Annotated in this window: 27 protein-coding genes; 11 read left to right on the forward strand and 16 right to left on the reverse strand. The window is 71.1% G+C overall.

Annotated elements, in window-relative coordinates; all coding sequences use genetic code 11:
• The first annotated feature begins 101 nt into the window (after window positions 1-101).
• Window positions 102-1,439: an FAD-dependent oxidoreductase gene (locus ABZU76_RS21975; protein WP_354872398.1), complete on the forward strand. Its 1,338-nt coding sequence runs from the start codon at window positions 102-104 to the stop codon at window positions 1,437-1,439.
• Window positions 1,440-1,444: 5 nt separating this feature from the next.
• Window positions 1,445-2,659, forward strand: coding sequence for an MFS transporter (locus tag ABZU76_RS21980; protein ID WP_354872400.1), 1,215 nt, complete (start codon window positions 1,445-1,447; stop codon window positions 2,657-2,659).
• A gap of 1 nt (window position 2,660) precedes the next feature.
• Here ABZU76_RS21980 and ABZU76_RS21985 read toward each other — a convergent pair whose 3' ends face one another.
• The 6 genes from ABZU76_RS21985 to ABZU76_RS22010 form a co-directional block, all read right to left on the reverse strand.
• Window positions 2,661-3,005, reverse strand: coding sequence for a metalloregulator ArsR/SmtB family transcription factor (locus ABZU76_RS21985; protein WP_354872403.1), 345 nt, complete (start codon window positions 3,003-3,005; stop codon window positions 2,661-2,663).
• 23 nt (window positions 3,006-3,028) lie between these two features.
• Window positions 3,029-3,733, reverse strand: a complete 705-nt coding sequence (locus ABZU76_RS21990) for an FAD-dependent oxidoreductase (protein WP_354872405.1) — start codon at window positions 3,731-3,733, stop codon at window positions 3,029-3,031.
• Window positions 3,734-3,804: 71 nt separating this feature from the next.
• Complete coding sequence (locus ABZU76_RS21995) at window positions 3,805-4,122, reverse strand: hypothetical protein (RefSeq protein ID WP_354872407.1); 318 nt, start codon at window positions 4,120-4,122, stop codon at window positions 3,805-3,807.
• Complete coding sequence (arsB, locus tag ABZU76_RS22000) at window positions 4,119-5,225, reverse strand: ACR3 family arsenite efflux transporter (protein WP_354872410.1); 1,107 nt, start codon at window positions 5,223-5,225, stop codon at window positions 4,119-4,121. The genes ABZU76_RS21995 and arsB overlap by 4 nt, the downstream gene beginning before the upstream one ends.
• A 32-nt stretch (window positions 5,226-5,257) precedes the next feature.
• On the reverse strand, window positions 5,258-5,662 hold the full coding sequence (locus tag ABZU76_RS22005) for an arsenate reductase ArsC (RefSeq protein ID WP_354872412.1): 405 nt from the start codon (window positions 5,660-5,662) through the stop codon (window positions 5,258-5,260).
• Window positions 5,663-5,690: 28 nt separating this feature from the next.
• The gene (locus tag ABZU76_RS22010; RefSeq protein WP_354872415.1) at window positions 5,691-6,326 is read right to left on the reverse strand and encodes an arsenate reductase ArsC; all 636 of its coding nucleotides are present in this window, start codon (window positions 6,324-6,326) and stop codon (window positions 5,691-5,693) included.
• A 114-nt stretch (window positions 6,327-6,440) separates the two neighbouring features.
• Here ABZU76_RS22010 and ABZU76_RS22015 point away from each other — a divergent pair, with 114 nt between their 5' ends.
• Window positions 6,441-6,842: a metalloregulator ArsR/SmtB family transcription factor gene (locus ABZU76_RS22015; protein WP_354872418.1), complete on the forward strand. Its 402-nt coding sequence runs from the start codon at window positions 6,441-6,443 to the stop codon at window positions 6,840-6,842.
• 196 nt (window positions 6,843-7,038) lie between these two features.
• On the opposite strand, the gene ABZU76_RS22020 is transcribed toward ABZU76_RS22015, so the two are convergent.
• The 3 genes from ABZU76_RS22020 to ABZU76_RS22030 form a co-directional block, all read right to left on the reverse strand.
• On the reverse strand, window positions 7,039-7,857 hold the full coding sequence (locus tag ABZU76_RS22020; RefSeq protein WP_354872420.1) for an alpha/beta hydrolase: 819 nt from the start codon (window positions 7,855-7,857) through the stop codon (window positions 7,039-7,041).
• Between the two features lie 191 nt (window positions 7,858-8,048).
• Window positions 8,049-8,561 carry a cupin domain-containing protein gene (locus tag ABZU76_RS22025; protein WP_354872423.1) on the reverse strand — a complete coding sequence of 171 codons (513 nt, stop codon included), beginning with the start codon at window positions 8,559-8,561 and terminating at the stop codon, window positions 8,049-8,051.
• A 217-nt stretch (window positions 8,562-8,778) separates the two neighbouring features.
• Window positions 8,779-9,987: an MFS transporter gene (locus ABZU76_RS22030; RefSeq protein WP_354872426.1), complete on the reverse strand. Its 1,209-nt coding sequence runs from the start codon at window positions 9,985-9,987 to the stop codon at window positions 8,779-8,781.
• A 99-nt stretch (window positions 9,988-10,086) separates the two neighbouring features.
• On the opposite strand from ABZU76_RS22030, the gene ABZU76_RS22035 reads away from it, so the two are divergent.
• Window positions 10,087-11,172 carry a DUF5937 family protein gene (locus ABZU76_RS22035; RefSeq protein ID WP_354872428.1) on the forward strand — a complete coding sequence of 362 codons (1,086 nt, stop codon included), beginning with the start codon at window positions 10,087-10,089 and terminating at the stop codon, window positions 11,170-11,172.
• Between the two features lie 147 nt (window positions 11,173-11,319).
• On the opposite strand, the gene ABZU76_RS22040 is transcribed toward ABZU76_RS22035, so the two are convergent.
• On the reverse strand, window positions 11,320-12,495 hold the full coding sequence (locus tag ABZU76_RS22040) for an FAD-dependent monooxygenase (RefSeq protein ID WP_354872430.1): 1,176 nt from the start codon (window positions 12,493-12,495) through the stop codon (window positions 11,320-11,322).
• A gap of 106 nt (window positions 12,496-12,601) precedes the next feature.
• Here ABZU76_RS22040 and ABZU76_RS22045 point away from each other — a divergent pair, with 106 nt between their 5' ends.
• Complete coding sequence (locus ABZU76_RS22045; protein ID WP_354872433.1) at window positions 12,602-13,456, forward strand: IclR family transcriptional regulator; 855 nt, start codon at window positions 12,602-12,604, stop codon at window positions 13,454-13,456.
• A 71-nt stretch (window positions 13,457-13,527) separates the two neighbouring features.
• Complete coding sequence (locus ABZU76_RS22050) at window positions 13,528-14,088, forward strand: GNAT family protein (RefSeq protein WP_354872799.1); 561 nt, start codon at window positions 13,528-13,530, stop codon at window positions 14,086-14,088.
• Window positions 14,089-14,237: 149 nt separating this feature from the next.
• On the opposite strand, the gene ABZU76_RS22055 is transcribed toward ABZU76_RS22050, so the two are convergent.
• The 3 genes from ABZU76_RS22055 to ABZU76_RS22065 form a co-directional block, all read right to left on the reverse strand.
• Window positions 14,238-16,694 (reverse strand): CehA/McbA family metallohydrolase, encoded by a 2,457-nt coding sequence (locus tag ABZU76_RS22055; protein WP_354872436.1) that lies wholly within the window; start codon window positions 16,692-16,694, stop codon window positions 14,238-14,240.
• Between the two features lie 59 nt (window positions 16,695-16,753).
• The gene (locus tag ABZU76_RS22060; RefSeq protein WP_354872439.1) at window positions 16,754-18,937 is read right to left on the reverse strand and encodes a PQQ-binding-like beta-propeller repeat protein; all 2,184 of its coding nucleotides are present in this window, start codon (window positions 18,935-18,937) and stop codon (window positions 16,754-16,756) included.
• 308 nt (window positions 18,938-19,245) lie between these two features.
• Window positions 19,246-20,367, reverse strand: a complete 1,122-nt coding sequence (locus ABZU76_RS22065) for an FAD-dependent monooxygenase (protein ID WP_354872443.1) — start codon at window positions 20,365-20,367, stop codon at window positions 19,246-19,248.
• Window positions 20,368-20,486: 119 nt separating this feature from the next.
• Between ABZU76_RS22065 and ABZU76_RS22070 the strand changes: the two genes are divergently transcribed.
• Window positions 20,487-21,392: a TetR/AcrR family transcriptional regulator C-terminal domain-containing protein gene (locus tag ABZU76_RS22070; RefSeq protein ID WP_354872446.1), complete on the forward strand. Its 906-nt coding sequence runs from the start codon at window positions 20,487-20,489 to the stop codon at window positions 21,390-21,392.
• A 67-nt stretch (window positions 21,393-21,459) separates the two neighbouring features.
• On the opposite strand, the gene ABZU76_RS22075 is transcribed toward ABZU76_RS22070, so the two are convergent.
• Both ABZU76_RS22075 and ABZU76_RS22080 read right to left on the reverse strand, forming a co-directional pair.
• Entirely contained in the window at window positions 21,460-22,470 is a 1,011-nt protein-coding gene (locus ABZU76_RS22075) for an alcohol dehydrogenase catalytic domain-containing protein (protein WP_354872449.1), read from the reverse strand.
• A gap of 23 nt (window positions 22,471-22,493) precedes the next feature.
• Window positions 22,494-23,237, reverse strand: coding sequence for an SDR family oxidoreductase (locus tag ABZU76_RS22080; RefSeq protein WP_354872452.1), 744 nt, complete (start codon window positions 23,235-23,237; stop codon window positions 22,494-22,496).
• Between the two features lie 107 nt (window positions 23,238-23,344).
• On the opposite strand from ABZU76_RS22080, the gene ABZU76_RS22085 reads away from it, so the two are divergent.
• The gene (locus ABZU76_RS22085; protein ID WP_220243739.1) at window positions 23,345-24,250 is read left to right on the forward strand and encodes a LysR family transcriptional regulator; all 906 of its coding nucleotides are present in this window, start codon (window positions 23,345-23,347) and stop codon (window positions 24,248-24,250) included.
• A 1-nt stretch (window position 24,251) separates the two neighbouring features.
• Here the strand turns inward: ABZU76_RS22085 and ABZU76_RS22090 are convergent, their stop codons facing one another.
• On the reverse strand, window positions 24,252-24,779 hold the full coding sequence (locus tag ABZU76_RS22090; RefSeq protein ID WP_354872455.1) for a hypothetical protein: 528 nt from the start codon (window positions 24,777-24,779) through the stop codon (window positions 24,252-24,254).
• Window positions 24,780-24,945: 166 nt separating this feature from the next.
• On the opposite strand from ABZU76_RS22090, the gene ABZU76_RS22095 reads away from it, so the two are divergent.
• The 3 genes from ABZU76_RS22095 to ABZU76_RS22105 all read left to right on the forward strand — a co-directional run bounded on the left by ABZU76_RS22095 (window position 24,946) and on the right by ABZU76_RS22105 (window position 26,667).
• Window positions 24,946-26,025, forward strand: coding sequence for a hypothetical protein (locus ABZU76_RS22095; protein WP_354872458.1), 1,080 nt, complete (start codon window positions 24,946-24,948; stop codon window positions 26,023-26,025).
• Between the two features lie 67 nt (window positions 26,026-26,092).
• The gene (locus ABZU76_RS22100; RefSeq protein WP_220243741.1) at window positions 26,093-26,296 is read left to right on the forward strand and encodes a hypothetical protein; all 204 of its coding nucleotides are present in this window, start codon (window positions 26,093-26,095) and stop codon (window positions 26,294-26,296) included.
• Window positions 26,293-26,667, forward strand: coding sequence for a Fic family protein (locus tag ABZU76_RS22105; protein WP_354872461.1), 375 nt, complete (start codon window positions 26,293-26,295; stop codon window positions 26,665-26,667). The genes ABZU76_RS22100 and ABZU76_RS22105 overlap by 4 nt, the downstream gene beginning before the upstream one ends.
• Window positions 26,668-26,827: the final 160 nt, after the last annotated feature.

The raw sequence follows: 26,827 nt of genomic DNA on the forward strand, positions 1-26,827 counted from the left end.
CCCATCAGTGTATCGATCCGAATCGATGGTTGCATCCATCGATTCGCGTCGATACAGTCCGAACCGTATTAATCGAGCCCGATCGATGGAGTGTGGTGGGGATGAGCGAGTTGCCGGTGGTGGTGGTCGGCGCGGGCCCGGTGGGGCTCGCGGCCGCGGCGCAGCTGTTGGAGCGGGGGCTGGAGCCGCTGGTGCTGGAGCGGGGGGATCGTGCCGGGGCGGCGGTCGCGGCGTGGCACCACGTGCGGTTGTTCTCGTCGTGGTCGGAGCTGGTCGATCCGGCGGCGGGACGGTTGCTGGAACCGACAGGCTGGATCCGCCCGGACAGCAGCGGTTACCCGACCGGCCACGAGTGGGCCGAATCGTACTTGCGGCCGCTCGCCGACGCGCTGGGTGGGCGGGTGCGGTTCGGCGCCGAAGTCGTGGGCGTCGCGCGCCGTGGCCGGGATCGGGTTGTCGACAGCGGTCGCGACGCCGAGCCGTTCTCGGTGCACGTGCGGGCAGCCGACGGCGCCGAGGAGCGCGTCTTCGCGCGGGCGATGATCGACGCGTCCGGCACGTGGGTGGGCGTGAACCCGCTGGGCGGTGAAGGGTTGCCCGCGATCGGTGAGGCCGCGGCGGCGGACCGGATCGTCTACCGCGTCCCGGATCTGGGTGATACGGCGACGCGTGACCGCTATGCCGGTCAGCACATCGTGGTGGCCGGCAGCGGGCATTCCGCGCTGACGGCGTTGGTGGCATTGTCCGGGCTGACCGAGCAGGACTCCTCGACACGGATCAGCTGGGTGCTGCGACGTGGTGGAATCGGGAACACCTTCGGCGGCGGTGAAGCGGACCAGTTGCCGGCGCGGGGCGCGCTGGGGAAACGCGCGCAGGCCGCGGTGGAGGCGGGGCTGATCGACGTGGTGACCGGGTTCCGCACCGAGATCGTAGAGCGCGACGCCGCGGGCCGGCTGACGCTGGTGTCGGCGGCCGGGCAGCGGCTCGAGGAGGTGGACGAAGTCGTGACGCTGACCGGGTTCCGTCCGCAGCTGGCGTGGCTTTCGGAGATCCGGCTGGAGCTGGACCCGACGTTGCAGGCACCGGTGCGGCTGGCGCCGTTGGTGGATCCGAACGTGCACTCGTGCGGCACCGTCTACCCGCACGGCGCCAAGGAACTCGCGCACCCGGAGCAGGATTTCTACCTGGCCGGGATGAAGAGCTACGGCCGCGCGCCGACGTTCCTCGCCCAGACCGGCTACGAGCAGGTCCGCAGCATCGCCGCCGAGTTGGCCGGGGACCACGAGGCCGCCGCGCGTGTGGAGCTGATCCTGGCCGAAACCGGGGTGTGCGGCGGCGCCGGGCTGTTCGACGATGAGGATTCCGCCGCCGGTGGCTGCTGCGGCCCGGCTGAGCCGGAGGTCCTGACGCTCTCGGCGCCGCCCGCGCGCGGGAACTGAACCCGGTGACGACCGAGTCCACCACGCACCCGGGCACGTTGCCGGCGTCGGGGCTGCGCCGCGTGCTGGCGGTCTTGTGCCTGACCGAGATCACCAGCTGGGGCATCCTCTACTACGCGTTCCCGGTGCTCGCCCCGGATATCGCCCGCGACACGGGGTGGCCGACCACGGCGGTGATCGCCGCGGTTTCGGGGGCGCAGCTGGTGTCGGCGCTGGCGGGGATCCCGGTCGGGCGGTGGTTGGACCGGCGGGGCCCGCGGGCGGTGATGACCGCGGGCTCCCTGCTCGCGGTTCCGGCGGTGATCGCGGTCGCGACCGCGCAGTCGCTGGCGTGGTTCATCGTCGCGTGGGCCGTGGTCGGCGCTTCGATGAGCGCGGTGCTCTACGCACCCGCCTTCGCCGCCCTGACCCGTTGGTACGGGCCGCGGCGGGTGTCGGCGCTGACCGTGCTGACACTGGCCGGCGGACTGGCCAGCACCGTGTTCGCCCCGTTGACCGCGCTGCTCGCGGCAGATCTGGATTGGCGCCGGACCTATCTCGTACTGCTGGTAATCCTGGCGGTGATCACGGTTCCCGGGCACTTCTGGGGGTTGCGCGGGCCCTGGCCACACGCCGAGCACCACACCGAGCAGCATCTGCACGCCGATCCTTCACAGGTCGCGCGCAGCGGGGCGTTCCGCACGCTGGTGGTGGCGATGAGCCTGGCGACGTTCTCGGTGTTCGCCGTCGTGGTGAACCTGGTGCCACTGCTGACCGAACGTGGCGTCAGCGTCGGCACCGCTGCGATCGCGCTCGGCCTCGGCGGCGCCGGGCAGGTGCTGGGCCGGCTCGGCTACGCCACCCTCACCCGGCGCACCAGCGTGCGGACCCGCACCGCGCTGATCCTGCTGGCGACCTCCCTGACCACCGCCCTGCTCAGCGTGCTCACCTCCACCGCCGCGCTCATCGCGGCCGCGATCGTGGCGGGCATGGCGCGCGGGATCTTCACCCTGCTGCAGGCCACCGCGATAACCGACCGGTGGGGCGCCACGCACTACGGCCGCCTCAACGGGCTGCTCTCGGCACCGATGACCATCACCATGGCCCTGGCCCCGTTCGCCGGCGCCGGCCTCGCCACCCTGTTCGGCGGCTACACCCCGGCGTTCCTCGTCCTCGCCGCGGTCAACGTCGCCGCGGCTGTCCTGGCCCTCGCAGCCACCCCGGCTCGGAGAATTCCCTGACCTAGCGGCATCCAGGTGCTGCCAGCCGGCCGGCCAATCCGTCCAGCGCCGCACCTCGCGGCCGGTAGTGGATCGATGTGCCGCGGCGCGACGCCTCGATCAGGCCGGCTTCGCGCGGCACCTTCAGGTGGTGCGAGATCGTCGGCCCGGACAGCGTGAACGCCGCGGCCAGATCACTCACGGACGTGTCGCCATTCGACGCGCAGATCAGCGACAGCAGCCGCAGCCGGACCGGGTCGCCCAGGGCCTTGAACCCTGTCGCCAGGTCTGCGGCGTGCTCGGCCGACAGCGGCGCCGCCGCCAACGGCGCCACGCAGGCGCTGGGCGGCGGCGTCGAGTCGGGCATCAGGTGATCTTCGCAAGGCGTTGTCAGTCGCCGTGCCGCTGGGTCCAGGCGTGGGTGGCGACCTGGACCGCGTCGTACGGGCTGCCCAGGGGCGGGGTGTAGGACAGGTCGAGGTCTTCGACGTCGCTGACGGTCATGCCGTGGTGGATCGCCGTGGCGAGGACGTCGATGCGTTTGTGCACCGAGCTGTCGCGGTGCCCGACCAACTGTGCGCCCAGCAGCCGGCCGGTCGTCGCGTCGCCGGTGATGCGCAGGTGGATCGGGCGGGCGCCGGGGTAGTAGGCCTTGTGGTCGTCGGCGACCATCTCGTGGGTGACCGGGCGGAAGCCGACGGCGTCGCGATCGCGGACGCCGGTGCGGGCGATCGCGAGGTCGAACACCTTCAGCACCTGCGTGCCCAACGAGCCGGCGAACCGGCGGGAGGCGCCGAGTGCGTTTTCCCCGGCGACACGGCCTTGTTCGTGCGCGGTGGTGCCCAACGGCAGGTAGGTGTCGGTGCCGAGGAGGCGGTGGTAGGTCTGCACGCAGTCGCCGGCGGCGAAGATGTGGTCGACGGTGGTGCGCATCCCGCGGTCGACGGCGATCGCGCCCCGCACGCCGAGCTTGACCCCGGCGGTTTCGGCGAGCGCGGTGTCCGGGTGGACGCCGACGACCACCGCCGACTCCGGCTGACGTGCCAGGGTGTCGGTGAGGGTGAAGGTGTCGTCCATGGTGTGCAGCAGGTGCACCCCGTCAGCTGGGCCGAGCGTGTCGACCCCTTCGATGTGTGGGCGGATCGGGACCGCGCCGGTGCCGATGATCAGCTCGTCGTAGGGCGTTTGTGGCGGCCGTCGTGGTCCACGACGGTGACGGTGCGGGCGAACGGGTCGACGCGGGTCGCGCGGGTGTTCAGCCGCAGGTTCAGACCCGCGGTTTCGAGGTCGGCGCGGGTGCGGTGCGCGAGAGCGCGCCAGTCGGGGACCTCACCGGAGACGTGGTAGGGGATGCCGCAAATGGAGAAGTTCGGGTAGGCGTCGGCCACCACGAGCGTGGGCCGCACGTTCGGGTCCAGTTCCCGGATACGCAGACCCGCGCTGATCCCGGCATCGCTGCCGCCGATCACCAGCACACGGGTCATGGATGTTCTCCTTCAGCCTGCGGGGCCGGATCGGCCCAGCGCCGGCGCAGCCACAGGCTCACGTACACAAGGCCGACGAGGACCGGAACCTCGATCAATGGCCCGACCACCCCGGCCAGCGCCTGCCCCGAGGTCACCCCGAACACCCCGATCGCGACGGCGATGGCGAGCTCGAAGTTGTTGCCCGCGGCGGTGAACGCCAGCGTCGTCGTGCGCGAATACGAGAGCCCCGAAGCTTTGCCCAGCAGGTAGCCGCCGCCCCACATGATCGCGAAGTAGGCCAGCAGCGGCAGCGCGATTCGCGCGACGTCCAGCGGGCGCGAGGTGATGTTGTCGCCCTGCAGCGCGAAGAGCATGACGATGGTGAACAGCAGCCCGTACAGCGCGATCGGCCCGACCTTGGGCAGGTACTTGCCTTCGTACCAGGTGCGGCCCTTGGTCCGTTCCCCGATGCGGCGGGACAGGTAGCCCGCGGCAAGCGGGATCCCGAGGAAGACCACCACCGACAGCGCGATCTCCCACGGAGAGAACGAGATGCTCTGACTTTGCAGGCCCAGCCAGCCGGGCAGCAGGTCGAGGTAGAACCAGCCCAGTACCCCGAACATGATCACCTGGAACACCGAGTTGAGCGCCACCAGCACCGCGGCGGCTTCGCGGTCGCCGCAGGCGAGGTCGTTCCAGATGATGACCATCGCGATGCAGCGGGCGAGGCCGACGATGATCAGCCCGGTGCGGTACTCGGGTAGGTCCGGCAGCAGCAGCCAGGCCAGCGCGAACATCAGCGCCGGGCCCAGAATCCAGTTCAGCAGCAGGGAGAGCACCATCGTGCGCTTGTCACGCGTGACGGTGCCGACCTTGTCGTAGCGGACCTTCGCCAGCACCGGGTACATCATCAGCAGCAGCCCGAGCGCGATCGGCAGCGACACCTGCCCGATCTTCACCGCGTCCAGCACGCCTTGCAGGCCGGGAATCACACTGCCCAGCAGCAGCCCGAGCGCCATCGCGACGATGATCCACACGGGCAGGAACCGGTCCAGAAAGGACAGTTGGCGCAGGACATCGCCCTCGGCCGGCGTTGTTGTGTTGTCAGCGGTCTGGGTCACGGACCGGGCCTCCAGAAGTCGGGACGGGGATGTCAGGCGTCGAGCAGTTCGGCCAGCAAGGCGCGGACACGGCGGTCGATCTCGTCGCGGATCGGGCGCACGGCGTCCACGCCCTGGCCGGCCGGATCGTCCAGCGGCCAGTCCTCGTAGCGCTTGCCAGGGAACACCGGGCACGTGTCGCCGCAGCCCATGGTGATCACCACGTCGGACGCCTCGACGTCCTCTGTGGACAGCTTCGTCGGGATCTCGGCGGCGATGTCCAGCCCCCACTCGGCCAACGCCTGTGTGGCGGCCGGGTTGACCTTGTCGGCCGGCTCCGAGCCCGCCGAGCGGACCGCGACCCGGCCCAGGGCGTGGTGCTGCAGCAGCGCCGCCGCCATCTGCGAACGGCCGGCGTTGTGCACACACACGAACAAGACTTCGGGCACTCGGGTCACCGTGTTTTCCTTTCAGCACAAGGGAACGTCAGGACGACAGCTCGCCGAGCAGTCCGCGCACGCGGGCGTCGAGCTCGTCGCGGATGTGGCGCACCACCGCCAGCGGCTGCCCGTCCGGATCTGGCACATCCCAGTCGAGGTAGCGCCGTCCCGGGTAGATCGGGCACGCGTCACCGCAGCCCATCGTCACCACCACGTCGGCCGCGCGGACCACCTCGTCGGTCAGCGGCTTCGGGTACGCGCACGTCAGCGAGATGTCCAGCTCGGCCATCGCCTCCGTGACCACCTCGGGAAGCCCGCGCGACGGCCGCGAGCCGGCCGAGCGCACCGACACCCGCCCGAACGCGTGGTGATCCAGCAGCCCTGCCGCCATCTGCGAGCGGCCCGCGTTGTGCACACACACGAACAGCACCTGCGGCACCTCGACCCGCACCAGCCCCGTCGCGCGCCCTCGATCCAGCAGCCGCTCCCGCGCGAACCGCGCGGTCAGCGTCGGCAGATGGGTCTGCACCGTCGCCGTCGCCTGCAGCAACGTATACGACTCGTGCACGAACCGGGCGACCATTTCCCGCGCGAACGTCCCGCGGAACCGGTCGGCCAGCTCGTCCACGATCCGCTCGACCTGGGCGTCCGCCGCGGGCAGGCCCCGAGCAGGCTGCACCATGACGCTCTCCTTGGATTGACTTATCTCGATCCAAGTGAACGCGATTGGATCGAACTTTGTCAATGCACGCGGTATGGTCAGATGGGAGACACGCACGACACGACGGGAGGGCGCATGACGGTCGAGCACCGGACCCCGGTCCCGGTCACCCTTCTGCTCGCCGAACCCGCCGCCGTCGTCGCAGAAACCGACGCCACCGACGCGGCCAAGGTCTTCAAAGCCCTCGCCGACCCGCTGCGCATCCGGCTGGTGTCCCTCATCCGCCATTCACCCGGCGGCGAAGCCTGCTTCTGCGACCTCGCCGAAGAGTTCGACATGCCCCAGCCGACGCTGAGCCATCACCTGCGCGTCCTCGTGTCCGCGGGCATCCTCACCCGCGAACGCCGAGGCACGTGGAGCTGGTACAGCCTCGTCCCCGAGCCACTGGAAACACTTCAGGCACTGCTGCGAGCCGGCGGCCCACTGGTGGACCGGATCGCGCCCGTCGACGGCTCGGAGCGCGCGAGCCGCTGCTGACAGCGGCCCGACTTCCGGGCCGGAATCGAGAATCTCGGAGGGTGCGGTCGCGATCGTCGCGTGGTTGCACCCTTGAGCGTTTCCGCGGGTCCGGTCCCGACGTGACCACCGCACCGGGGTGGTCTTCTCGCATCCGCGGGCTCGTCGGCCGCCGCGAGCTTGGCCGCGTGTACGCGCACGCGGCAGGGAAACCATCTCAGCTCTTGATGAACTCCAAGATATCGGCGTTGAGTTGTTCAGCGTGGGTGACGTACAGGCCGTGCCCGGCAGTGGGGTATTCCCGGTAGACGGCATGGGGCACCAGCTTCCGGGTACGACGGCCGGTGACGTCGATGGGTGCGGACTGGTCGGCCACTCCGTGCACAACCAGCGTCGGAATGGTGATGCGACGCAGGTCAGGGCGGAAATCGGTGTGGAAGTTCGAGCTGAACATCGCGGCCGTCGCGAACGGCGATGGCGACAGGCAGCGCCGGATCTCATGCTCGATCAGTGCCGGTGAGACGTCGTTGCCCAGATGCGTGGCGAAATAACCCTGCGCTCGATCGGCGAACCACTTCGGCCGGTCCTTGCGCAACTGTGCCAGCGTCGCCTCGTTGAGCGCCTCTGGAATTCCCTCGGGATTGTCCTCGGTCAATTTGAGGCACGGCAACGTCGACGCCAGGAACGCGACACGGGAGACCCGCTCCTCACCGTGCCGGGACAGATAGCGTGCGGCCTCGCCACCGCCGGCCGAGTGGGCGACGAGCGTGATGCCGCGCAGGTCCAGGTGCTCGATCAGAGCGGCCAGATCGTCGGCGCCGGTGTCCGCGTCGTAGCCGGAGGAAGGGCGGTCCGAGCGGCCATGCCCCCGCCGGTCCAGCAGGACACACCGAAATCCCTGCTCGACGAAGAACGGGACCTGATACTCCCACATTTCGGCGTTCAGCACCCAGCTGGAAACGAACACCATCGGCGCGCCCGCACCGTAATCCTCGTATGACAGGCGGGTCCCGTCACTGACCTCGAAGAAAGGCATTTTCAGCTCCTCACCATTGGTTTATGACCCAATGTTCGCTGAAGCCGAGAGGCCAGTCGATTACCTGGCAGGTAATGATTCCTGCGGTGCTCGGGGGCGAGCGCGCAGGCCTGGCGAAAACCGAGGGGTCGGTCGAGCGGCTGCAACGGGCCACAGCCGCCCGTGCCGGACTCGGTCGGGCGGCACTCTTCTTAAGCTCGGCCTGGTTTGAGTGGGGTGAGCTGCTCGATGTCGTGGCGGAACCGCAGCGCTGCGATGGCGGGCTGGTCGGGAGGCCCGTCGGCGGTGAGTAGCTCGGCGAGTTCGCGCAGGTACCGCTCGTGGCCGGCCGGCGTGACGAGGAAGAGCATCCTGGCCGGTGCCGGGCAGGGGTTGGCGAAGGCGTGCGGACAGCCGGCGGGCACGTACATCAGGCTGCCCGGACCGCCCCGAACGACTCGTTGGCCGCTGGCGGACTCCCAGCGTTGCCAGTCGCCGGCGGTGCGAATTCGCGGCTCGAATGCGAGCAGGTCGAGTTCGCCCTCGATGATGTAGAACAGCTCTTCGGCCTCACCGTGCCGGTGTGCGCCCACGTCGAACCCCGGCCCGACGTCCGCTTCGAACACCGACCACCGGGCCGACTCGTCGGCACCGACTTTGAGTGTCATCCCGGCGGAAGTGATCGACTGCCCGGATCCGGGTGGCAGCACCAGTCCATCGGTCATCTCGTCTCCCCCACCACTGGAAACGTCGAGGTCCCACCCCTGCTTCGCTCTAGGCGCCCGACCGTACAGAGTCGCCGAAGACAGCGCCGTCGTTACGCCTCGGCAACCACCCTGCTCGCGCTCTCTCCTCGGTCCGACGGCGGACTGCGCACCGACCCGGTTCCGATGCCACCGTCCAACACCGGCTTCGGCTACGGTGGTAGCGCCCCGCCACCACTTACAACCCACTCCTGCGCTCCTTCTCGGTCGCAACTGCGGAGGCGGAGAGGAGCGTCGCGGCGGAGAGGCTGCCCCAGAGGGCGGCCGAGCCGTGGGAGGCGAGCGCGGTGATGGCCGCCGGGGAGACCGCGAGGCCGAAGCCCGTGGAGAGCTGGAAGCGGGCGAGGGCACGTCCGAGGACGGGGGCCGGAGCGAGGGCGGTGACGAGTGCGGTGGCGCTGCCGGCATAGATGATCTCGCCGATGGTGCAGACCACGGACACCGCGCCGATGGCGGGGGCACCCCAGTCGTGTCCCAGTGACGCGGCGGCGAGGAAGCCGAGGTAGGACGCGGTGAGTACCACGCCGGCGAGAGCCAGCACGGTCCGCCGGGGAAAGCGGGACAGCAGGACGGTGACCGGAACCTGGAGGGCGACCACCAGCACCGTGTTGGCCACGAAGATGGCTGCCGACCACACCGGGGATGCGTGCAACTGGGTCACCAGGACCAGCGGCACCGCGATTTCGGGGACGTTGAGGCAGAAGACGTAGACCACGTTGGCGGCCAGCAACGCGCGCATCCGAGGTGCGGGCTCGTCGGTCCTGTCCTCGGCCGGAACAGCGGCCGGCTGCGTGCGCAGGTGGACCGACCAGGCCAAGGCTGCCGCGGCGAGATAGGCGAACCCGGTGACGGCTGCCAGCGCCTGCAGTGCGGCGGTGCCGCCCGTCAGGCAGGCGGTGGCGAGGAGGCCACCCACGCCCAGGCCGGCGTTGCGCAGGGCACGACCTCCCGCAAGCGCCGCGTCCCGTTCCCGGCCGTGGGCGACCGTGGCCACCAGGGCCGCGTGGGCGGCGGGCCAAGCCTGGTTGCCGATGCCGAGGAAGAGCGCCGCCGTCGCGAACAGCCCAACGTGCCCCGCCGGGGCCGCCAGCAGCAGCGCCACGCCCAGTACCCGCACCAGCATCGACGCTGCCACGACTGTGCTGCGCGCGCCCCGGTCCAGCCAACGGCCGACAGCGGGCATGCACACCAGACCCGCGACGGCGCCGACCGTCATGGCGATGCCGGTGACCGGCGGGGAGAGCCTGAGCACCGTCACCCCGTAGAGCAGCAGAAAGGGCCGCAGCAAGCCGGTGCCGAGCGCGTCCACGGCCAGGGCGACGGCGTAGCGGGGGCCGCCGGAAGCCCGGACGAGAGCCCGCGGCTGGATCTTGGTGGTGGTTCCCATGGCGTCAACGGTGCGTCGCGTCCTCCAGCTCGCCACGTCGGTTGACGGACACCGTCAATCGACTCGGTCGTCGGCCATCCGACCAGCGATGATGGGGGGATGACGTTGAGGATCGACATCGGCGGTCTGCCGTCCGGGCGGCTGCGGTTCGCTGCCTCCCCGCTGGCCGAGCTGACCGCGATGCTGCACGTGCTGGCCGAACCCGGGCATCACCCGCGGCTCGCCGGCTGGGCGGGGGACGTCTGGGCCGGGCTGCGGCCCGAGCTGGCCGAGCGGCTCAGGGAGGCGGAATTCCTCTGGCGTTCCTCACGAGCCGACTTCCTGGTCCCCGCTCGCCCCCGGCCGACCCTCGCCGAGGAGTTGGACGAGGTGGACCGGATCGACGACGAAACCTATGTGAACGCCGCGCTCATCACCACCTGCGGCAGCAACCGGGTCCACTTCGCCGCGCCGTCACCGCTTGCCGACGCGACGGCGCGACAGCGGGCCCTGGACCGCGCCCAGGCCCGCGGCTCGCTGCAAGAGGCCTTCGCGGAACGGCTTCTCGCGGACCCCGCGGCCGTCCGGGCGCGGGTGCGCCACACCCTCGAACAGTGCGGCGAGGCCTTCTTCGACGACGCCTGGACGGGCATCACCGCGCGGCTCGCCGGCGACCTGCGCCTGAAGAACGACCTGCTGAAGCGCCAGGGCATCGGGGCGGCGCTCGCGTCGGTCTCCGGCGCCGTGACCCTGGCCCCGGACGGCAACTGCATCATCGTGGACAAACTGCAGGACAAGACGACCACCGCCCACGGCACCGGAGTCACCTTCCTCCCCAGCGTCTTCGGCCGCCCGCACCTGGTGGCGATCCACGCGCCCGGGTGGCAGCCGGTGGTGCAGTACCCCGTGGCCGAGCCGAGCCCATCGGAGCCGGTATCGCTGGAAACGGTCACGCTACGGCTGGAGGCACTCGCACATCCGGTACGGCTGCGGCTGTTGCGCACCCTGGCCCGCGGCCCGCACACCACCGGCGAGCTGGCGAACGCCTGGGAACTTTCGCCCCCGGAGGTCTCCCGCCACCTCGCCGTCCTGCGCCGCGCGGGCCTGCTCACGACCCGCCGGCACGGTCGTTACGTCCAATACACCCTCAACCTGCCTGATCTGACGGCGCTGGGGGCCGACCTGCTGGCGGCCGTGCTTCGCTGAGCAGCCGAGGTGCGGGAACTCGAAGTCGAGGAGCTCACACTCGGCGGTGCCGCGCTGCTTCGCGTTGTCGACGGCCGGTCCGGCGTTCCTGAACCGAGCATGGGCCGACCCGCGCGCAACCGCGCCTCAATCCTCCACAAAGGATGGTCAGGGCACGAGTTCCGCGTCGTGGCCGTAGATCCAAGCGTTGGCGGCCAGCGGATCCTGACCGGACAACGACGCGTCGCGGGCTTGCTGGTCCGGCCCGTCGGGCAGGTGGTTGAGGTGGGCGCGCTCGTGCGACACCGTCTGGAGCCGGGCGGTGCGGGCGCGGCGGGCGGACTCGTAGCGGCGCAACGCGCGGGCCGGCGCGGTGGCGTCGGCGGCCAGGCACAGCGCGAGGGCGGCCGCGTCTTCGACCGCCTGCGCGGCGCCCTGGGCGAAGAACGGGAACATCGGATGCGCGGCGTCGCCGAGCAGGGTCACCGGGCCATGGCTCCACTGCGCGAGCGGGGCGCGGTCCAGCAGTGCCCAGCGGCCCGGGGTGCCGGCCGCGTCGATCAGCTCGCGCAGCCGCGAATCCCAGCCCTCGAACTCGGCGGCGAACTCCGCGTAGGTCGCGGTGGCGCTCCAGGATTCGACGACGTCCTCGCCGGCCGGGGCGAACGCGACGATGTTGATCAGCCTGCCCGCCGAGATCGGGTAGTGGACGAGGTGGTGGTCGGGGCCGAGCCAGAGCGTGTGGGCGTTGCGCAGCGCGAACGCGGGCGCGTCGGCGGCCGGCACAAGGGCGCGGAAGGCGCACAGTCCCGAGAACGTCGCGGGTGACGGCCCGAGCAAGGCGTTGCGGATGGTCGAGTGCACGCCGTCGGCACCGATCACGACGTCGGCGGTCGTGGTGGTGCCGTCGGCGAACGACAGGACCGCGCCGTCGTCGGCGATCTCGACGCCCACGCACTTCGCGCCGAGCCGGAGCGCGTCCGGCGCCACCGCGGCCCGGACGACACTCAGCAAGTCGGCGCGGTGCACCGTGTATGTGCGCTCGCCGTAGAGCCGTTCGCACGACTCGGCGAGGTTCTCCGCCGACAGCACGGTCCCGTCCGCCCAGCGGCGGAACTCCCACCCGACGTCGATCGCCACGGCTCGCGCGAGCAGTTCGTCCATCACACCGAGGCGGCGCAGCAGGCGCACGAGGTTCGGGCCGGCGACGAGCCCCGCCCCGACCTCGCCGAGCTCGGCGGCCTGCTCGTAGACCGTGCACGCGAGCCCCGCCCGGCCGAGGAACGCGGCGGCGGCCAGTCCCCCGATTCCCCCTCCGACGACGGCGATCCGCAGCTCAGTCACCGGCGTTGCCTCCTTCGTTTCGGGTGCCGACGAGCATGACCGTGCGCGAGGCCGTCGAGGAACGTCGATGTTCATCCAATGGACATCGACGTAGGCTGCGAGCACCATGCCGCGCACGAACGAACCCGGCCGAAGCGTCAGCTCGCGGCTGTTGCAGGTGCTGTTCACCTTCACGCCCGAGGACCGCGCCCTGACCCTCGCCGACCTGACCCGCCGCACCGGGCTCCCGCACGCGACGGTCCGGCGGCTCGTCCACGAGCTCCTCCGCGCCGGCGCCCTCGACCGCACCCCGGACGGACGGTTCACCGTCGGCCTGCGCCTGTGGCAGCTGGGCACACTGGCACCGCTGTCGGTTCCGCTGCGCACGGTCGCGCTGCCGTTCCTAGAGGACCTGCACGCCGCGCTCCACCAGCACGTGCAGCTCGCCGTCCTCGAGGGGCACGAGGCCGTGGTGATCGAGCGCTTCTCCGCGCGCGACGCCGTCGACCTGGCCTCCCACGTCGGCGGCCGGCTGCCGCTGCACAGCTCGGCCGTCGGGAAGGTGCTGCTCGCGCACGCCGGCCGGACGCTGATCGAGGCCTACCTCGCGGCCGGGCCGGCGCGGTTCACCGCGCGGACCGTGACCGACCCGGCGGACCTGCGCGCCGAGTTGACGGCGTGCCGGCGGTCCGGCACCGCCACGGTGCGCGGCGAGATGACCGAGGGCGCGGATTCGGTGGGCGCCCGCATCACCGACGGCCACGGCCGGGTCGTCGCGGCGCTCTCGGTCGTCGTGCGCACGGGCTCGCTCGACCTGGCCACGGTCGTCGCGCCGGTGCTCGCCAGCGCGTTCAGCATCTCGCGCCACCTGGGCTGGCGGCCCGGGATCGGCATGCGCGACGCCGACCTCCCCATCCCGGGCGCCGGGCGGCCGGCCCTTCAAGACGCCGATGAGCAACCCGGTACCGTGCCGTACCGATGACCGTGAACCTCGCCCGTCCGGTGCTGTCCGGCAGCCGCGCCGCTGTGCGCGAGAACTGGGTCGGCCGGCAGGTGCGGTTGCGCGAGATCCGCCCCGACGACCGGCGGGCCCTGGTCGGGTTCGATCGCGACGGTGGCGGTGGTTACCGGCACTGGGCGACGCACCGGGCGGAGGTGGCCGGGTCCGGCGGGGATCGCCACCTGGCGATCGAGACGCTGCACGGCCGGGCGCTCGTCGGGTCGATCTGGGTCCGGACGGACCCCGCGGCGAGCCGGTTCAGCTACGGCGTCGGGATCGGCGCGCAGCACCGGCGGTGCGGGTATGCCGAAGACGCCGTCACCACGCTGCTCGCCGCGATGTTCGGGCCGGCCGGCTACCGCAAGTGCGAGGTCAGCGTCCACGGCCGCAACTTCGCCTCGCTCGCGCTGCACGCCAGGCTCGGGTTCCGCGAAGAAGGCCGGGTGCGCGACACCGAGGCGCTCCACGGACAGATCACGTACCCGGTGCTGATGGGTCTCGGCGCGGACGCGTTCGCCGCCCGGCGCCTGGACATCGCCGACAGCCCTTGGACGGGGCGGCACTCGCGAACCCGGCGACGCGGGCGGCACTGGCGTACTCGCGTCCGGTACTGATCCCGGCGGCAGACCGGGCCGCCGGGAAACGCGACTCACGCCGAGTGATCGCGTCTCGTCAGAGCCACAAGGGAACCGCTCCCCTCGCTCGGCGAGGATGACGTGGCAGACCCGGCCGCCGTCGGACGGCGGCCGGGCCGGCAACCACGTCAGCGGCCGCCCGTGTCCACGACGTAAATCTGTTGCGTAGTGTCGCGTTGACCCCGAACAGCGTTACGGTCCGTGACGAAAGCCACGAGGCCGGCGGACACCGCGGGGTAGGTCGCGTTGCCCGCTTTCGTGAGCTGCACCGGAGCCGACCAGCCGGCCGGCGTGAGGCGCGCCGTGAAGACCTTCCAGCGCCAGTCCGTGGCGCGGGAGTCGTACCAGACGGCGCGGACGGTGCCGTCCGGGTCGTGGCTCAGACGGGGGCGCTGGCTCATCGCCGCCGGCTCGAGGGCGAACGGCGTGCCGGCCGACCAGGTGCGGCCGTCGGCGGAGCGGGCCGAGCGCAGGGACAGGTTCGCGCCCGAGCTCTGCAAAGCGCCACTGTCCCAGGCGACGACGAAGGCGCCCGAGTGGTCGACGGCCGCGCTCGGGTGGCGGTCGGCGCGGTCGGTGGCGGCGCTGACCTGGGCCGAAGCGCCCCAGCCGCCGCGGGTGCCCGCGCGGGTGGTGGCGAGGATCTGCCAGTTGTCCGGGTCCGTGCCGCCGGACGCGGCCTGGCCGGCGGGCGGGGTGTGGCCCGTCCACAGTGGATCCGGGTCGAAGCGGTCGTCTTGCCACGCAACGAGAATGCGGTCGCCGTGGCCCACCGCGACGGTCGGGAACACCGAGGCCGGGTAGCGCGGCGAGCGGGCGTCGACGGCGCGGTTGCCGGCGCTGACCGTCTTGCCCGCGGCCGACAGGTTGACCGGGTTGCGCTCGACGCCGACCACCTGGGCGAATACGTCGAACGCGCCGGCGGTGTTGTCGGCCCAGGTGACGACGGGCTGTCCGCCGGAAAGCAGCGCGATCGCCGGGTGCACGGCGCGGCCGGTGCCGGCGTCGAGCCGCACGGCAGGGCCGAAGAGCAGGCCGCCGGTGCTGCTGTGGCGCAGGTAGATCGCGGGACGGTGGGGCTGCTCGTGGCCGCGCTCGTCCTGCCAGACCACCCACACGTCGCGCCCGGAAGCGGCGACGCGCGGCGCCGTGGCCGTGCCCGAACCGCTGGAGAGCTCGACCTCGAAGAGACCGAAGCCGCGCCGGTCCACGCGCTTGTAAACGATCCGGCTGCGGCCGTCGGAATGCCGCTGCGCGACCACGTGCACGTCGTTGCCGGTGACCGCGACGTCGGCGAACCCCGTGAACTCGCCGGTCCCGCCGAGCACCGCGGTCGCGTTGTCGTGCCCGGATTGCATGGCGGGCAACGGGATCTCCGGCGCGGGCGTGGCCACGCGGCCGACGGAGACGAACACGGGTGACGTCGCCGCGCGCAGCTGGTCGGGCAGCGTCGGGTCGGCGTCGGCGCCCGACGCGCTGCCGGGCGAGCGCACCTCGGCGCGGAACCACACGTGGTCGCCGGACAGGGTCAACGGCAGAGTGCGCGTGTCGTCGGTGCCGCGCACGGTGGTGTCCAGCAGGGCCTCGGCCGAGCGGCCCGGCGTGCCGTAAACGAGCAGGTGCGTCCCGGCGCCCTGGCGGACCCGCACGCGCAGCGAAGCGCGCCGCGGCAGCTTCCGCGAACTGACCACCGTCTCGTCACCGCCGATGGCCTCGAACCGGCCGTCGCCGTCGAGGTCGGCCTCGATCGTCACGAACGGTCCCGACACGCCGGAGGACACCGTGGTCCGGCCCGCCTTCAGCGCGTCGAGGATCGAGCGGACGCTGCGGTCGCCGGCGAACACGCGCGTGGCCGGCTGGCCGGGGCCCGCGATGTCCCACAGCTCACGGAAGTGGCAGTCGCTGGCGGCGGTGACGCCGGTGACGTAGCCGCGGTTCCAGCGCGTCTCGGCGAAGTCCATCTGCGCATCGGGGTTCGTCGAGACGTTGAGCACCTCGATGTTGTGGATGCCCTGCACGCTGGCGTTGTCGTTCGGCCCGGCCGCACGGGTGTACTCACCGTCGTCGGGGTGCGCGATGTGCCACACCGCGTCCTGCGAACGAGCGTCCCAAATGGACTGCTGCACGTGCCGGAACGCCGCCGAGCCGGGCGGGTTCGCACCGTCGACGACGTTGTCCACCGCGCCGAGCACGATCGCGTGCGGCGATCCGTTGGCCTCTTCGCCGGGGATCAGCAGCAGCCGGTCCGACGTCCACTGTGGATCCCAGTGCTGGTCGTACGTGCGGTGATCCGTCAGCGGCAGGAAGTCCAGCCCGGTCTTCTCAGCCTGGCCGATCTGGTCGCCGACGGGCAAGTTGCCCGGCAGCGTCTGCTTCGACGTCTGGCGCGGCAGGCTGCCGTCGGCCGAGTGGTCGTCGTGCACGTGTGTGTCGCCGACGAGCCATTGGCCCTTCGGTTCGCCACTGCCGAAGGGAAAACCGCCGAGCGGGAGTCCCTGGGTCGCAGCGACGGCCGGCGCGGCCACGAGGCCGGACGCCGCGATCGCGCCGCCCGCCACCATGAACTGTCTTCGAGTGAGGCCCATCTCTGTCCTTCTTCCGGGCACCGGCGCCGATGGTTCGGCGCGGTGGAACTCAAGGGAACTCAGGGGAGGGAAATCCCGTGGACGACACCGTTCTGGTCGCCGACCACGAGGGTGCGGCCGTCGATCACCGGCCGGCCGAACGTGTAGACGAGGCTCTGCTGCAGCCAGCCCAGCCGCGCGCCGTCGGAGAGCCGCACGCCGATCACCTTGCCGTCTACGGTCAGCACCCACGCCGTGCGGTCGCTGATCGCGACACCCGCGTTGAACACGCGCAGCGCGAGGTTGGTCGTCCACAACGGTTTCCCGGTGGCGAGGTCCACGAGCGTCAGCACCCCCCACTCGGTGGTCAGCAGCACGCTGGAGCCGACGATCAACGCGGGCGCGTACATCGCGCTGCCGGCGACGGTCCAGCGCAGGGCGCCGGTGGCGCGGTCCAGCGCGATCGCACTCGACACGGTGGCGACGATGACCACGTCACCGCCAAGCGCCACCACGGTGTCCCACCCGCTGTACAGCGCGATCCTGTGCTCGACGCCGGTCACCATCTGGTAGGCCCACACCTGGGCCCCCGTGCGCGCGTCGTGCGCCCGGGCGTAACCGTCGGCGGCGGCCGTGTAGACGCGTTCACCGTCGCTCGCGGCCTGTCCGGACGAGAACCCGCGGCCGGGCACGGACCAGCGGCGGCGGCCGTCGGTGCCGACCGCGAACAACGCCTGTCCCGCCGAGAACACCACCTGCGGGTGTCCGTCCACAGTGGAGACCAGCGGCGCGCTCACGACCGGGGCCTCGGCGTCGAACGCCCACACCCGCCGGCCATCGCGGACATCCAGCGCGTACAGGTGGTGGTCGGCCGAGGGAACGAAAGCCAGCGTCCCGTTCACCGCCGGGCGCCGGTACACCGGGCCGAGCTGCGTGCGCCACTCCCGATGGCCGCCGCGTCGCAACGCGGTCACCTCACCGGCCGACGAAGCGGCGAGCACCAGTCCGCTGTGCGCGTCCGCGAGGGTCACGCCGCCCTGCACCGAACCCGAGAGCTGCTCCTGCCACCGGTCGACGGGGTCGCCGGCCACCGCGGGCACGGTGAACAGCACGACCTGCTCCCACCAGCTGCCGTCCGCCGAGTTCACGCGCACCTGCAGCCGCTGCCGGCCCGGCGCCAGTGCCGAGACGTCGACGCTGCCGGTCCAGCGGTCCCCCGAACCCGCGAGCGGCTGCCACGCGGCCGGGCTCGTGCCGCCGAACACGGCCTGCGGGTACGGCTGCACGCCGACCAGCTGCGCGCCCGCCGCCCGCACCTCGACCGGCAGCGAGCCACCGGAAACCTTGCCCGGGTGGACATACCGCGGCCGCTGTTCGCGCCCCTGCCCCTCGCCGGTGAGCGGCGCGGTCGCGAACGGCGCCTCGGTGTCGGACCCGTCTGCGGACACGGTGATCCGCCGCACGTCCAGCACCGCGGTGCCGTCGGCGGCGGTGGTTTTCTCGGCCCAGTAGTAGGTCGGGCCGTTGAGCACGGCGTTCAGCGTCACCTGGGTGAGGCCGTTGAACCGCGTGACGTCCTCGCGGTGGACGTGGCCGGCGATGACCCCTCGCAGGTTGTGCCCCGCGAGCACGTCGAGCACCGCCGGCTGGTCGTCGACGTAGTAGAACTGGTTGCCGAACGGGAAGTGCTGGAACAGCACCACCGGCGTGTCCCGCTGCACGCGGCGCAGGTCGCGCTCGAGCCAGTCGAGTCCGGCGGGCCCGTAGTGCCCGGGCTCCTGCAGCACCTGCGTCGGGTCGAAGCCGACGAAGTGGACACCGCCGGCGTCGAACGAGTACGGCGTCGGGCCGAAGTGGCTGTGGAACTCCTCCTTGGCCGACGGGTCCCACCGCGTCTCGTGGTTGCCCGGCGAGTAGTGGATCTTCCCGCGCAGCGAGGCGGGCAGCACCTTGCCGTACTGCTCGTACTCGTCGGGCAGGCCGGTGTCGGTGATGTCGCCGCAGTGCAGCACGAGGTCCGGGTCGCGGCGCGCGATCGAGGCGTACACCTGCGTCAGGTACGTGGTCGACTGCGGGCTCGTGGTGTTCACGTGGGTGTCCGAGATGGCGGCGAACGTCAAGCCGCGCCCCGGCCGGCCGGGCGTGGCGTCCGCCGGCGCGGCCCCGAGCAGCGTCGCCAGCGCCGGAGCCGCCACCGCCCCCGCGGCGAGCCCGAAGAACGCCCTTCGGTGCAGTCCGTCGTGGCGGCAGGGCTCGTCGACCATCGGGTTCCTCCATTCGAGAAGCTGAACCCTCAAACCTTCACCCGTTCGGGTAACGCCGATCTGTCGCACCGACGTGGGGAGGCTGAACGCCGGACCAAACTCTGCCGGGCTCGGCGGCGTTACCAATCCGGCCAAAAGCAGGCCAACCCCCACGCGCCACGTAACCGTTGCTGCGAAGCCATTCGGCCGTGACTGTGGTCGGATTAGTAACGATCGGCCCAGAATTACTAATCCGGCCAAAAGCAGGCCGACCCCCACGCGGCACGTAACCGTTGCTACGAAGCCATTCGGCCGTGACTGTGGTCGGATTAGTAACGATCGGCCCAGTACGTGAGACTGATCGCGTTTTTAGCGCGATCCACAGACTCCTCGGCCGCCGGACCGCCGGGGTTCTCCGTCGCCAGCGCCTGGTTCGCGGCGACGAACGGCCGCAACCGGGTCTCGTAGGCGGCGAACGCGGCGGTGTGGTCGTCGTGGCGAGCGAGCTCGTCGGCGAGCACGTACGCACCGACGAGCGCGAGGCTGGTGCCCTGGCCCGAGAGCGGCGACGCGCAGTAGCCCGCGTCCCCGAGCAGCGTCACGCGGCCGGCGCTCCAGGATTCGAGGTGGATCTGCTGCATGGCGTCGAAGTAGAAGTGGGGCGCACCGGCCATTTCGGACAGCAGACGCGGTACCTCCCAGCCCGTGCCGGCCAGCTGCTTCGCCACGATTTCCTTCTGCGCCATGACATCGCGGTAGTCGTACGACAGCGGCGGCGAACCGAACCCGAGCGTGACCCGCAGTTCGGTGTTGTCCCGCACCGGATAGACGGCGCCGCCGGTCTCCGCGTCGCGGAACCAGACCTGCCAGTTGTCGAGGCCGAGGACGTTGGGCGCCGGGAAGATCGCCAGGTACTGCCCGAGGTGCTGCGCGAACCGCTCCTCCGGGCCGAACACCAGCCGCCGGACGGCGGAATGCAGACCGTCGGCGCCGACGACGAGGTCGAACGTGCGGAAACCGCCGCGCTCGAACTCCACGCGCACGCCGTGCTCGTCCTGGTCCAGTGCGGTGACGGAATCGTCGAAGATGTACTCGACATCGTGCTCGGTTGCCTTGTACAGCAGGGAAACCAGGTCATCGCGGACCAGCTCCACGTCGGGGCTGTCCAGGCGGCCGCTGCTGTAGGTGTGCTCCTCCGAGCGGAACAGCTCGGTGCCGGAACCGTCCACCACGGACATTCCGCGCATCCGCGTCCGCATCGCGCGCACCTGCTCGCCGAGCCGCATCCGGTCGACCACGTCGAGCGCCACGCCGCGCACGTCGACCGCCTGCCCGCCCTCCCGCAGGCCGGGCGAGCGCTCGACCACGGTCACGGAGAACCCGGCCCGGTGGAGCCAGTAGGCGAGCGTCGGGCCGCCGATGCCGGCGCCGGAGACGAGGACGTTACGCATGGTTTCCTCCAGGTGTTCGTCGTATCCTTACGGACCACACACTGGCTTCGGCCAGGCAACCATGCCAAAACTGACCTAGTACAGATGGTCAGCTGTACTGGTACAGATCGGAGCCGGGGATGGCCGAGCAGCGCTACCTGGAGATCGCCGCGGAGCTGCGCCGCCGGATCACCGACGGGGAGCTCGTGCCGGGCGCGAAGGTGCCGTCGACGCGCCGGATCGCGGTCGAGTGGGGCGTCGCGACGGCCACCGCGGCCAAGGCGCTCGCCGCGCTCGGCCAGGAAGGGCTGGTGCGGGCCGAACCGCGGTCCGGCACCGTCGTCGCAGGCCGGAAGGCCGAGCCGAAGGCCCGCCCGCGGCCGCCGGGCCTGTCGCGCGAGCGGATCGTGCGGACGGCCATCACGATCGCCGACGAGGAGGGGCTGGCCGCGCTGTCCATGCGGGGAGTGGCGGCGCGGCTCGGTGTCGCGGCGATGGCGCCGTACCGCTACGTCGCCGGGCGCGACGAGCTGGTGCTGCTCATGGCCGATGCGGCGTTCGGCGAACGCGGTTACCCCGCGCGCCTTTCAGGCGACTGGCGGGCGCGGCTCGAGCTCACCGGTCGCACACTGTGGTCGCTGTACCGGCGGCACCCGTGGCTCGCGCAGCTGTCGCCGATCACGCGGCCGTTGCCACTGGCCAACCTGGCCACGCACGCGGAACAGGCGCTTTCGGCGCTCGACGGCTTCGGCCTGTCCGCGACGCAGCTGTGCGACCTGCACGTGCTGTTCTTCAGCTACATCCAGGGCATCGCCATCCACCTCGAACGCGAGCGGCACGCGGCCGGCACGTCCGGGCTGACCGAGGACGAGTGGCTGGCCACCCAGGCGCCGGGCCACACGGCGATCATGGCGGGCGGCCGCCACCCCGCCTTCACGCGGATGCTGACGACGCTGGAAGAGGACGGCTACGACCTGGATCTCGACGAGCTGTTCGAGCTCGGCCTGCGCTCACTGCTCGACGGCGTCTCACTCCGGCTGACCTGAGAAGGCCGGCATGAGAAAACGCGCCCACCCCCGGGGGGAAGAGTGGGCGCGTTTTCGAACCGAGGCGTCAGTCCGCGATCTTCAGCACGACGCGGATGTTGGCCTTCGGCATGTGCTGGTAGGCCTCCTCGGCCTTCTCCAGCGGGAAGACCTCGTACACCGGCCGGATGCCGCGCAGCACGGAGAAGTTCAGCGTGTCCTCGCTGTCGCGGGCGACGCCGCTGTACCAGCCGGAGAGGTTCAGCCGGTAGTCCGCCAGCGTGTGGCCGGTGACCTGGATCGGGTTCTGGCCTTCCAGCACGATCACCTGGCCGTTGGGGCGAATGCCGTTCATCAGCTCCGACTGCATCTCGGCGCGGTCGACGGTGCCGAGGATCACCGACGCGCCACCCATCTTCTTCAGGGACTCGCCGACGCTGCCTTCGTTGCTGTCGATGTACTCGTCCGCGCCGAGCTTGCGGGCCAGCTCTTCCTTGGTGCGGCCGCGGTTGATCGCGACAGTGCGGAAGCCCATCTTGTTGGCGAACTGGACGGCAAGGTGGCCGACGCCGCCCACACCCTGCACGGCGACGAGATCGCCGGGGCCGGCCTTTGCGTGGCGCAACGCGTTGAAGGCGGTGATGCCGGCACACATCAGCGGCGACGCCTCTTCGAACGAGAGGCCTTCGGGGATACGGGCGACCGCGTCCTCGGGGGCGACCATGTACTCGGCGTAACCGCCGTCGAAGGACGTGCCCGTGATCGTGCGGCTGTCACAGTTGACGAAGTCACCGCGGCGGCAGTACTCACACGTGAAGTCGACACCGCCGGACCAGCCGACCCCGACCTTGTCGCCGACCTTCCACAGGGTCACGGCGTCGCCGACCGCGTCGACGACGCCCGCGATCTCGTGCCCGGGCACGCGCGGCAACTTGGTGCCGAACAGGGCCATGCGGGGGATGATCTCACCGCCGCACACGCCGCACGTGTGCACCTTCACCCGCACCTGGTTGGGCTTCGGCTCGGGGATCGGCAGTTCGACCTGCACGAACGGGCCGCCCGGTTGCTGAACCTGAGCCGCGCGCATTGTCCCTGTCATTTTCCCACAATTCCTTTCGGTGGTCAGTGCATTCCGCCGTCGCAGACGAGCTGCTGTCCGGTGATCAACGCAGCTTCGTCTCCGGCGAGAAATGCCGTCACACCCGCGACGTCTTCCGTGGTGCCCAGTCGCCCGATCGGGACCATTTCGATCAAACTGCGCTTGTATTCGTCGTTGGCCGGGTCGGTGAAAATCCCCGCGCCGTCGATCGGGCCGGGCACCACCGTGTTCACGGTGACGCGGCGCGGGCCGAGCTCCATCGCGAGCACCTTCACGAGGTAACCGGTGGCCACTTTGCTGGTGCCGTAGAGGCCGACGCCCAGCTGCGGAACCGTCGTGGTGTTCGACGAGATGGTGATGATGCGGCCACCGTCGGCGATGCGGCGGGCGGCCTCGCGCAGCACGAAGTACGGACCCTTGGTGTTCACCCGGAAGAGGAGGTCGAAGTCCTCTTCGGTGACGTCCGTGACGGGGATGTTGACCTTTTCCATGCCCGCGTTGGCCACGACGATGTCGATCTTGCCGAATTCGGCGACGGCCGCGTCGTAAAGATCGACGATACCGTCCACCTGAGACACATCGGCCGCGTGCACCAGCGCCTTCACACCGTGGGCCTCGGCCGCCTTTTTCACCTCTTCCGCGGCGGACGCGTCGCGGGAGTAGTTGATGACCACGTCGGCGCCCTGCTCCGCCAGCCGCAGCACGATGGCCCGGCCCAGGCCTTTCGACGAGCCGGTGACGAGGGCCACTTTACCGCTCAGATTCATAGGTGCTCCTCTGTGTCAATACAGCTATGGTCCGGCCGGGGTGCTGGAAAGGGAAACACCGGATCCTTGTGGTTGCCACAACGAACCGTTGTGACGAGGATCGTGCGGTGGACCTGAATCTGCGCCTGCTCAAAGCCCTCGAAGCCGTGGCCGACGAGGGCAGCATGACCCGCGCGGCCGGGCGGCTCATGATGACCCAGCAGGCGGTCAGCGGGCAGATCCGGCAGCTCGAGCGCGTGGCCGGCACCCCGTTGGTCCGGCGCCGGTCCAATGGCGTCGAGCTCACCGCGGCGGGGCAGGTGTTCCTGAAACAGGGCCGCGAACTGCTCACCGCGTGTTCGGCGATGGTCTCGGAAGCGCGGCTCGTCGGCTCGGGGCTGTCCGGGCGGCTGCGGATCGCGTTCAAGGCGCAGAGCACCGCACACTTCCTGCCCGACGTCGAGTCGTCGCTGCGCCGGGTCGCGCCCGACGTGGAGGTCGACGCCCTCGCGGTCCACACGCTGCCCGACGAGCTCGACGCCCTTGCCGCGGGCACCGCCGACGCCGCGTTCCTGTGGCTGCCCATCGGAGACGACCGCCGCTTCGTCACGCACTGGCTGCTCGACGAGCCACGCTGGGTCGCGCTGCCGCCCGGGCACCGCCTCGCCACGCGAGCGTCGCTGAAGGTGTCCGACCTGGCGTGCGAGCCGATCGTCGGGCCGCGCGACGGGATGCCCGAGGCCGTGGTGAAGTTCTGGTTCATCGACCCTCGGCCGGACGGCACTCGCGCGGTCTACGGGCCGCAGGGCCGGACGCCGGAGGAGTGCCTGCACCACGTGGCGGCCGGGCGCGGGTCGTGGATCGCGCCCGCGTCGACGGCCGCGTACTTCCCGTACCCGAGGTTGGTGTGGCGGCCGTTGGAGGACGCGACGCCGTTGGGGCTGGCGTTGATCTGGCTCCGGGAGAACTCGAACCCGCTGCTGGACCTGCTGCTGGAGGAGAGCAAGCGGGTGACGCGGCCGACGCCGGTGTGAGTCAGCCGGCCAGGACGGCGAAACTCAGCGCCGCCAGTGCGACGATCGCGGACGCCAGCCTCGTCGCGATCGCGGACGGTCCTTTTCGGACTGTGTTACCCACCCAGTCTCTCAGGCGATGGCCTTGCCACAGCAGGAGTGCCAGTACGACGAGGCCGGCGAACAGGAGCACGAACCAGCGTGGGGCGCCGGCCCAGTCGATGCCGTCGTCGCCGGCGAGGAGGACGGTCGCCGTCGAGGTACCGGTGTCGCGCGCTTCTTCGCGGACGGCGTTGACGGCGCCGACGACGACCAGGACGGCGATGGCGAGCGCGGTCAGCCGTCGGAAGATCTTGGTGGCCCGGCTTTTGCGGCGGTACTTCTCGGGGATTTTCGCAACGTCGGCGACGAGGGCGATGGTGACAGTCAGGAGTACGAGACCGCCCAGGAGCCCCCACCACTTCACGGCGAGGCCCCAGAGGTGCGCCTCGCGCAGGCCCGGGTCGCCGCCGGCCCACCACGCCCAGGCGTCGACGAGGTCGATCTGCATCGGCGCCCTTCCGGTCGGTTCTCGCCCAGCGTAGGGGCGTCTTCCGGGCGTCCGACGGGGCCGCGGCCAGAGTTCTCCCGGCCGCGACCGCGTCGTGATCGCGCTGGATTGTCGGGGGTGGTCTCTATGCTGTGCGTGTCCGGTTGATGACGGAGGGGGATCGGGCGTGGTGGTTCACTCACCGACGCCGCAGGGGCGCGTGCTGGCATTTGTGCTCGCGGGTGTTGCCGGGGTGTGCGAAGTGCTGCTGGTGTGGAACGAGGTCGCGGAGCTGAGCCGGCGTTTCGATCTGAATCCCGGTCCGTACTTCCACCTGGTGATCGCTTTGCTCGGCCTCGGGATGCTCGTCGGCGCGGCGCTGCTGACCGCGCGACGGCCACGGGTCGCGCGGGTGTTGATGCTGGGTGCGGTTGTGCAGGTGGTTCTCGCGGTGCCCGGGTCGATGCTGCTCTGGGGGATTCGGCGGTCGAGTGCTTTCGAGGACGTGTTCCTGCCGGCCGGCTTGGCGGCGGTGATCGCGGTACTGCTGTGGCTGCTCGCGGTGGCGATGGCTTTGCCCGAGGTGATGCCGTGGTTCGCCGGTGGGCCGGGTTGGCAGCCGGGGTACGGCGGGCCGGCCGGTTGGCAGGGTGCGGGGATGCCGGGGGCGATTCCTGGGCAACAGCGGCAAGGGGTTCCGGGGATGGCCGGGCCGGTGTCTGGGCAGCAGTGGCCGGGCGCTGGCGGGGCCGGCCAAGCCTGGCCGGTCGCGGTTCCGGGACAGGTTCCCGGAGCCGCGATGCCGGGCCCAGCTCCAGGACAGCAGTGGCCGGCTGCCGTTGACCACGGCCAAGCCTGGCAAGGCAGCGCGGTGCCGGGGCAGGTTCCTGGACAGGCGATGCCAGGTTCCGTTCCCGGACAACAATGGCCAGGCGCCGGTGAGGCCGGCCAAGCCTGGCAAGGCAGCGCGGTGCCGGGGCAGGTTCCTGGACAGGCAGCCCCAGCGCCCGTTCCCGGACAGCAATGGCAGGGCGCCGGTACGGCCGACCAAGCCTGGCAAGCCGGCGCAGTGCCGCCCGGGCCGGCGTCGCAGGGGTCTGTGGCATCCGGTCCGGCCTGGTCCGGTGCCGTCCCGGCGCACGGTCAGCCCGGACAGCCTTGGCCGGGTTCGGTGCCGCCAGGACAGCCGATGCCGGGTTCCGATGCGCCGGGGGCTCCGCAGCAGCAGTACCCACCGGCAGGGCCGTATCCGCCGGCGCCCCACTGAGCGATGTCCGGTCGGGGGCGGGAAAACCGGGGTTCGCCAAGCGGGGTGAGGCCTTAAGGTTCAGGACATGGGTCAGGTGCTGCCCGTCGAATTCAGTGACGGCGAGGTGCGGGAGCTCGAGCGGCAGGCGGCCGCTGAGGGGCGGAGCCTTCAGGAGTACGTGCGAGAGACGCTGATGACCGCCGTGACTTCGCGGGCCCGCCAGCGCGCGACGGTGCTCGACCACGTGCTGGAAGCGAGCGCCGGCCTCAACGAGCGGCTGGCGCGATGACCGAGTACCTGACTATCCACGACTTGATGGTCGTCGCGCGCCGGGTGGTGCGGGGCGAGCTCGCGGTGCGCGACACGGGCATCCTCGCGGCCGCCGCGGCGCGCCCGCGCACGTCGGTCTTCGGCGAGGAGGCCTACCCCGGCGTGTGGGAGAAGGCCGCCGCGCTCATGGAGTCGCTGGGCCGCGGCCACCCCCTCATCGACGGCAACAAACGCCTCGCCTGGACCGCCACCTGGTTCTTCCTCGGCCTCAACGACAAACCCCTCCGCACGCCCCTCGACGAGGACGCCGCCGAACCCTTCGTCCACGACGTCGTCCAGGGCCACCTCGACCTGCCCCGCATCGCCGCACGCCTGGCCGACTTCGCCTAACCGCCCGGCAACATCTCGCCGAGCGAGGCACCGACGTCGCCCGTCGGCCCGAAGGCAGGAACTCCGCGAGGCAGGCGCAAAGCAGCCCGTGCCCCCCTCATGAGCGGGACCGAACCCTCTCGGTCGAACGAAACCCTGCCCTGCAGCCAGGCGGATTCGC

It is taken from the genome of Amycolatopsis sp. NPDC005232 (assembly GCF_040607795.1).
GTDB lineage: Bacteria > Actinomycetota > Actinomycetes > Mycobacteriales > Pseudonocardiaceae > Amycolatopsis.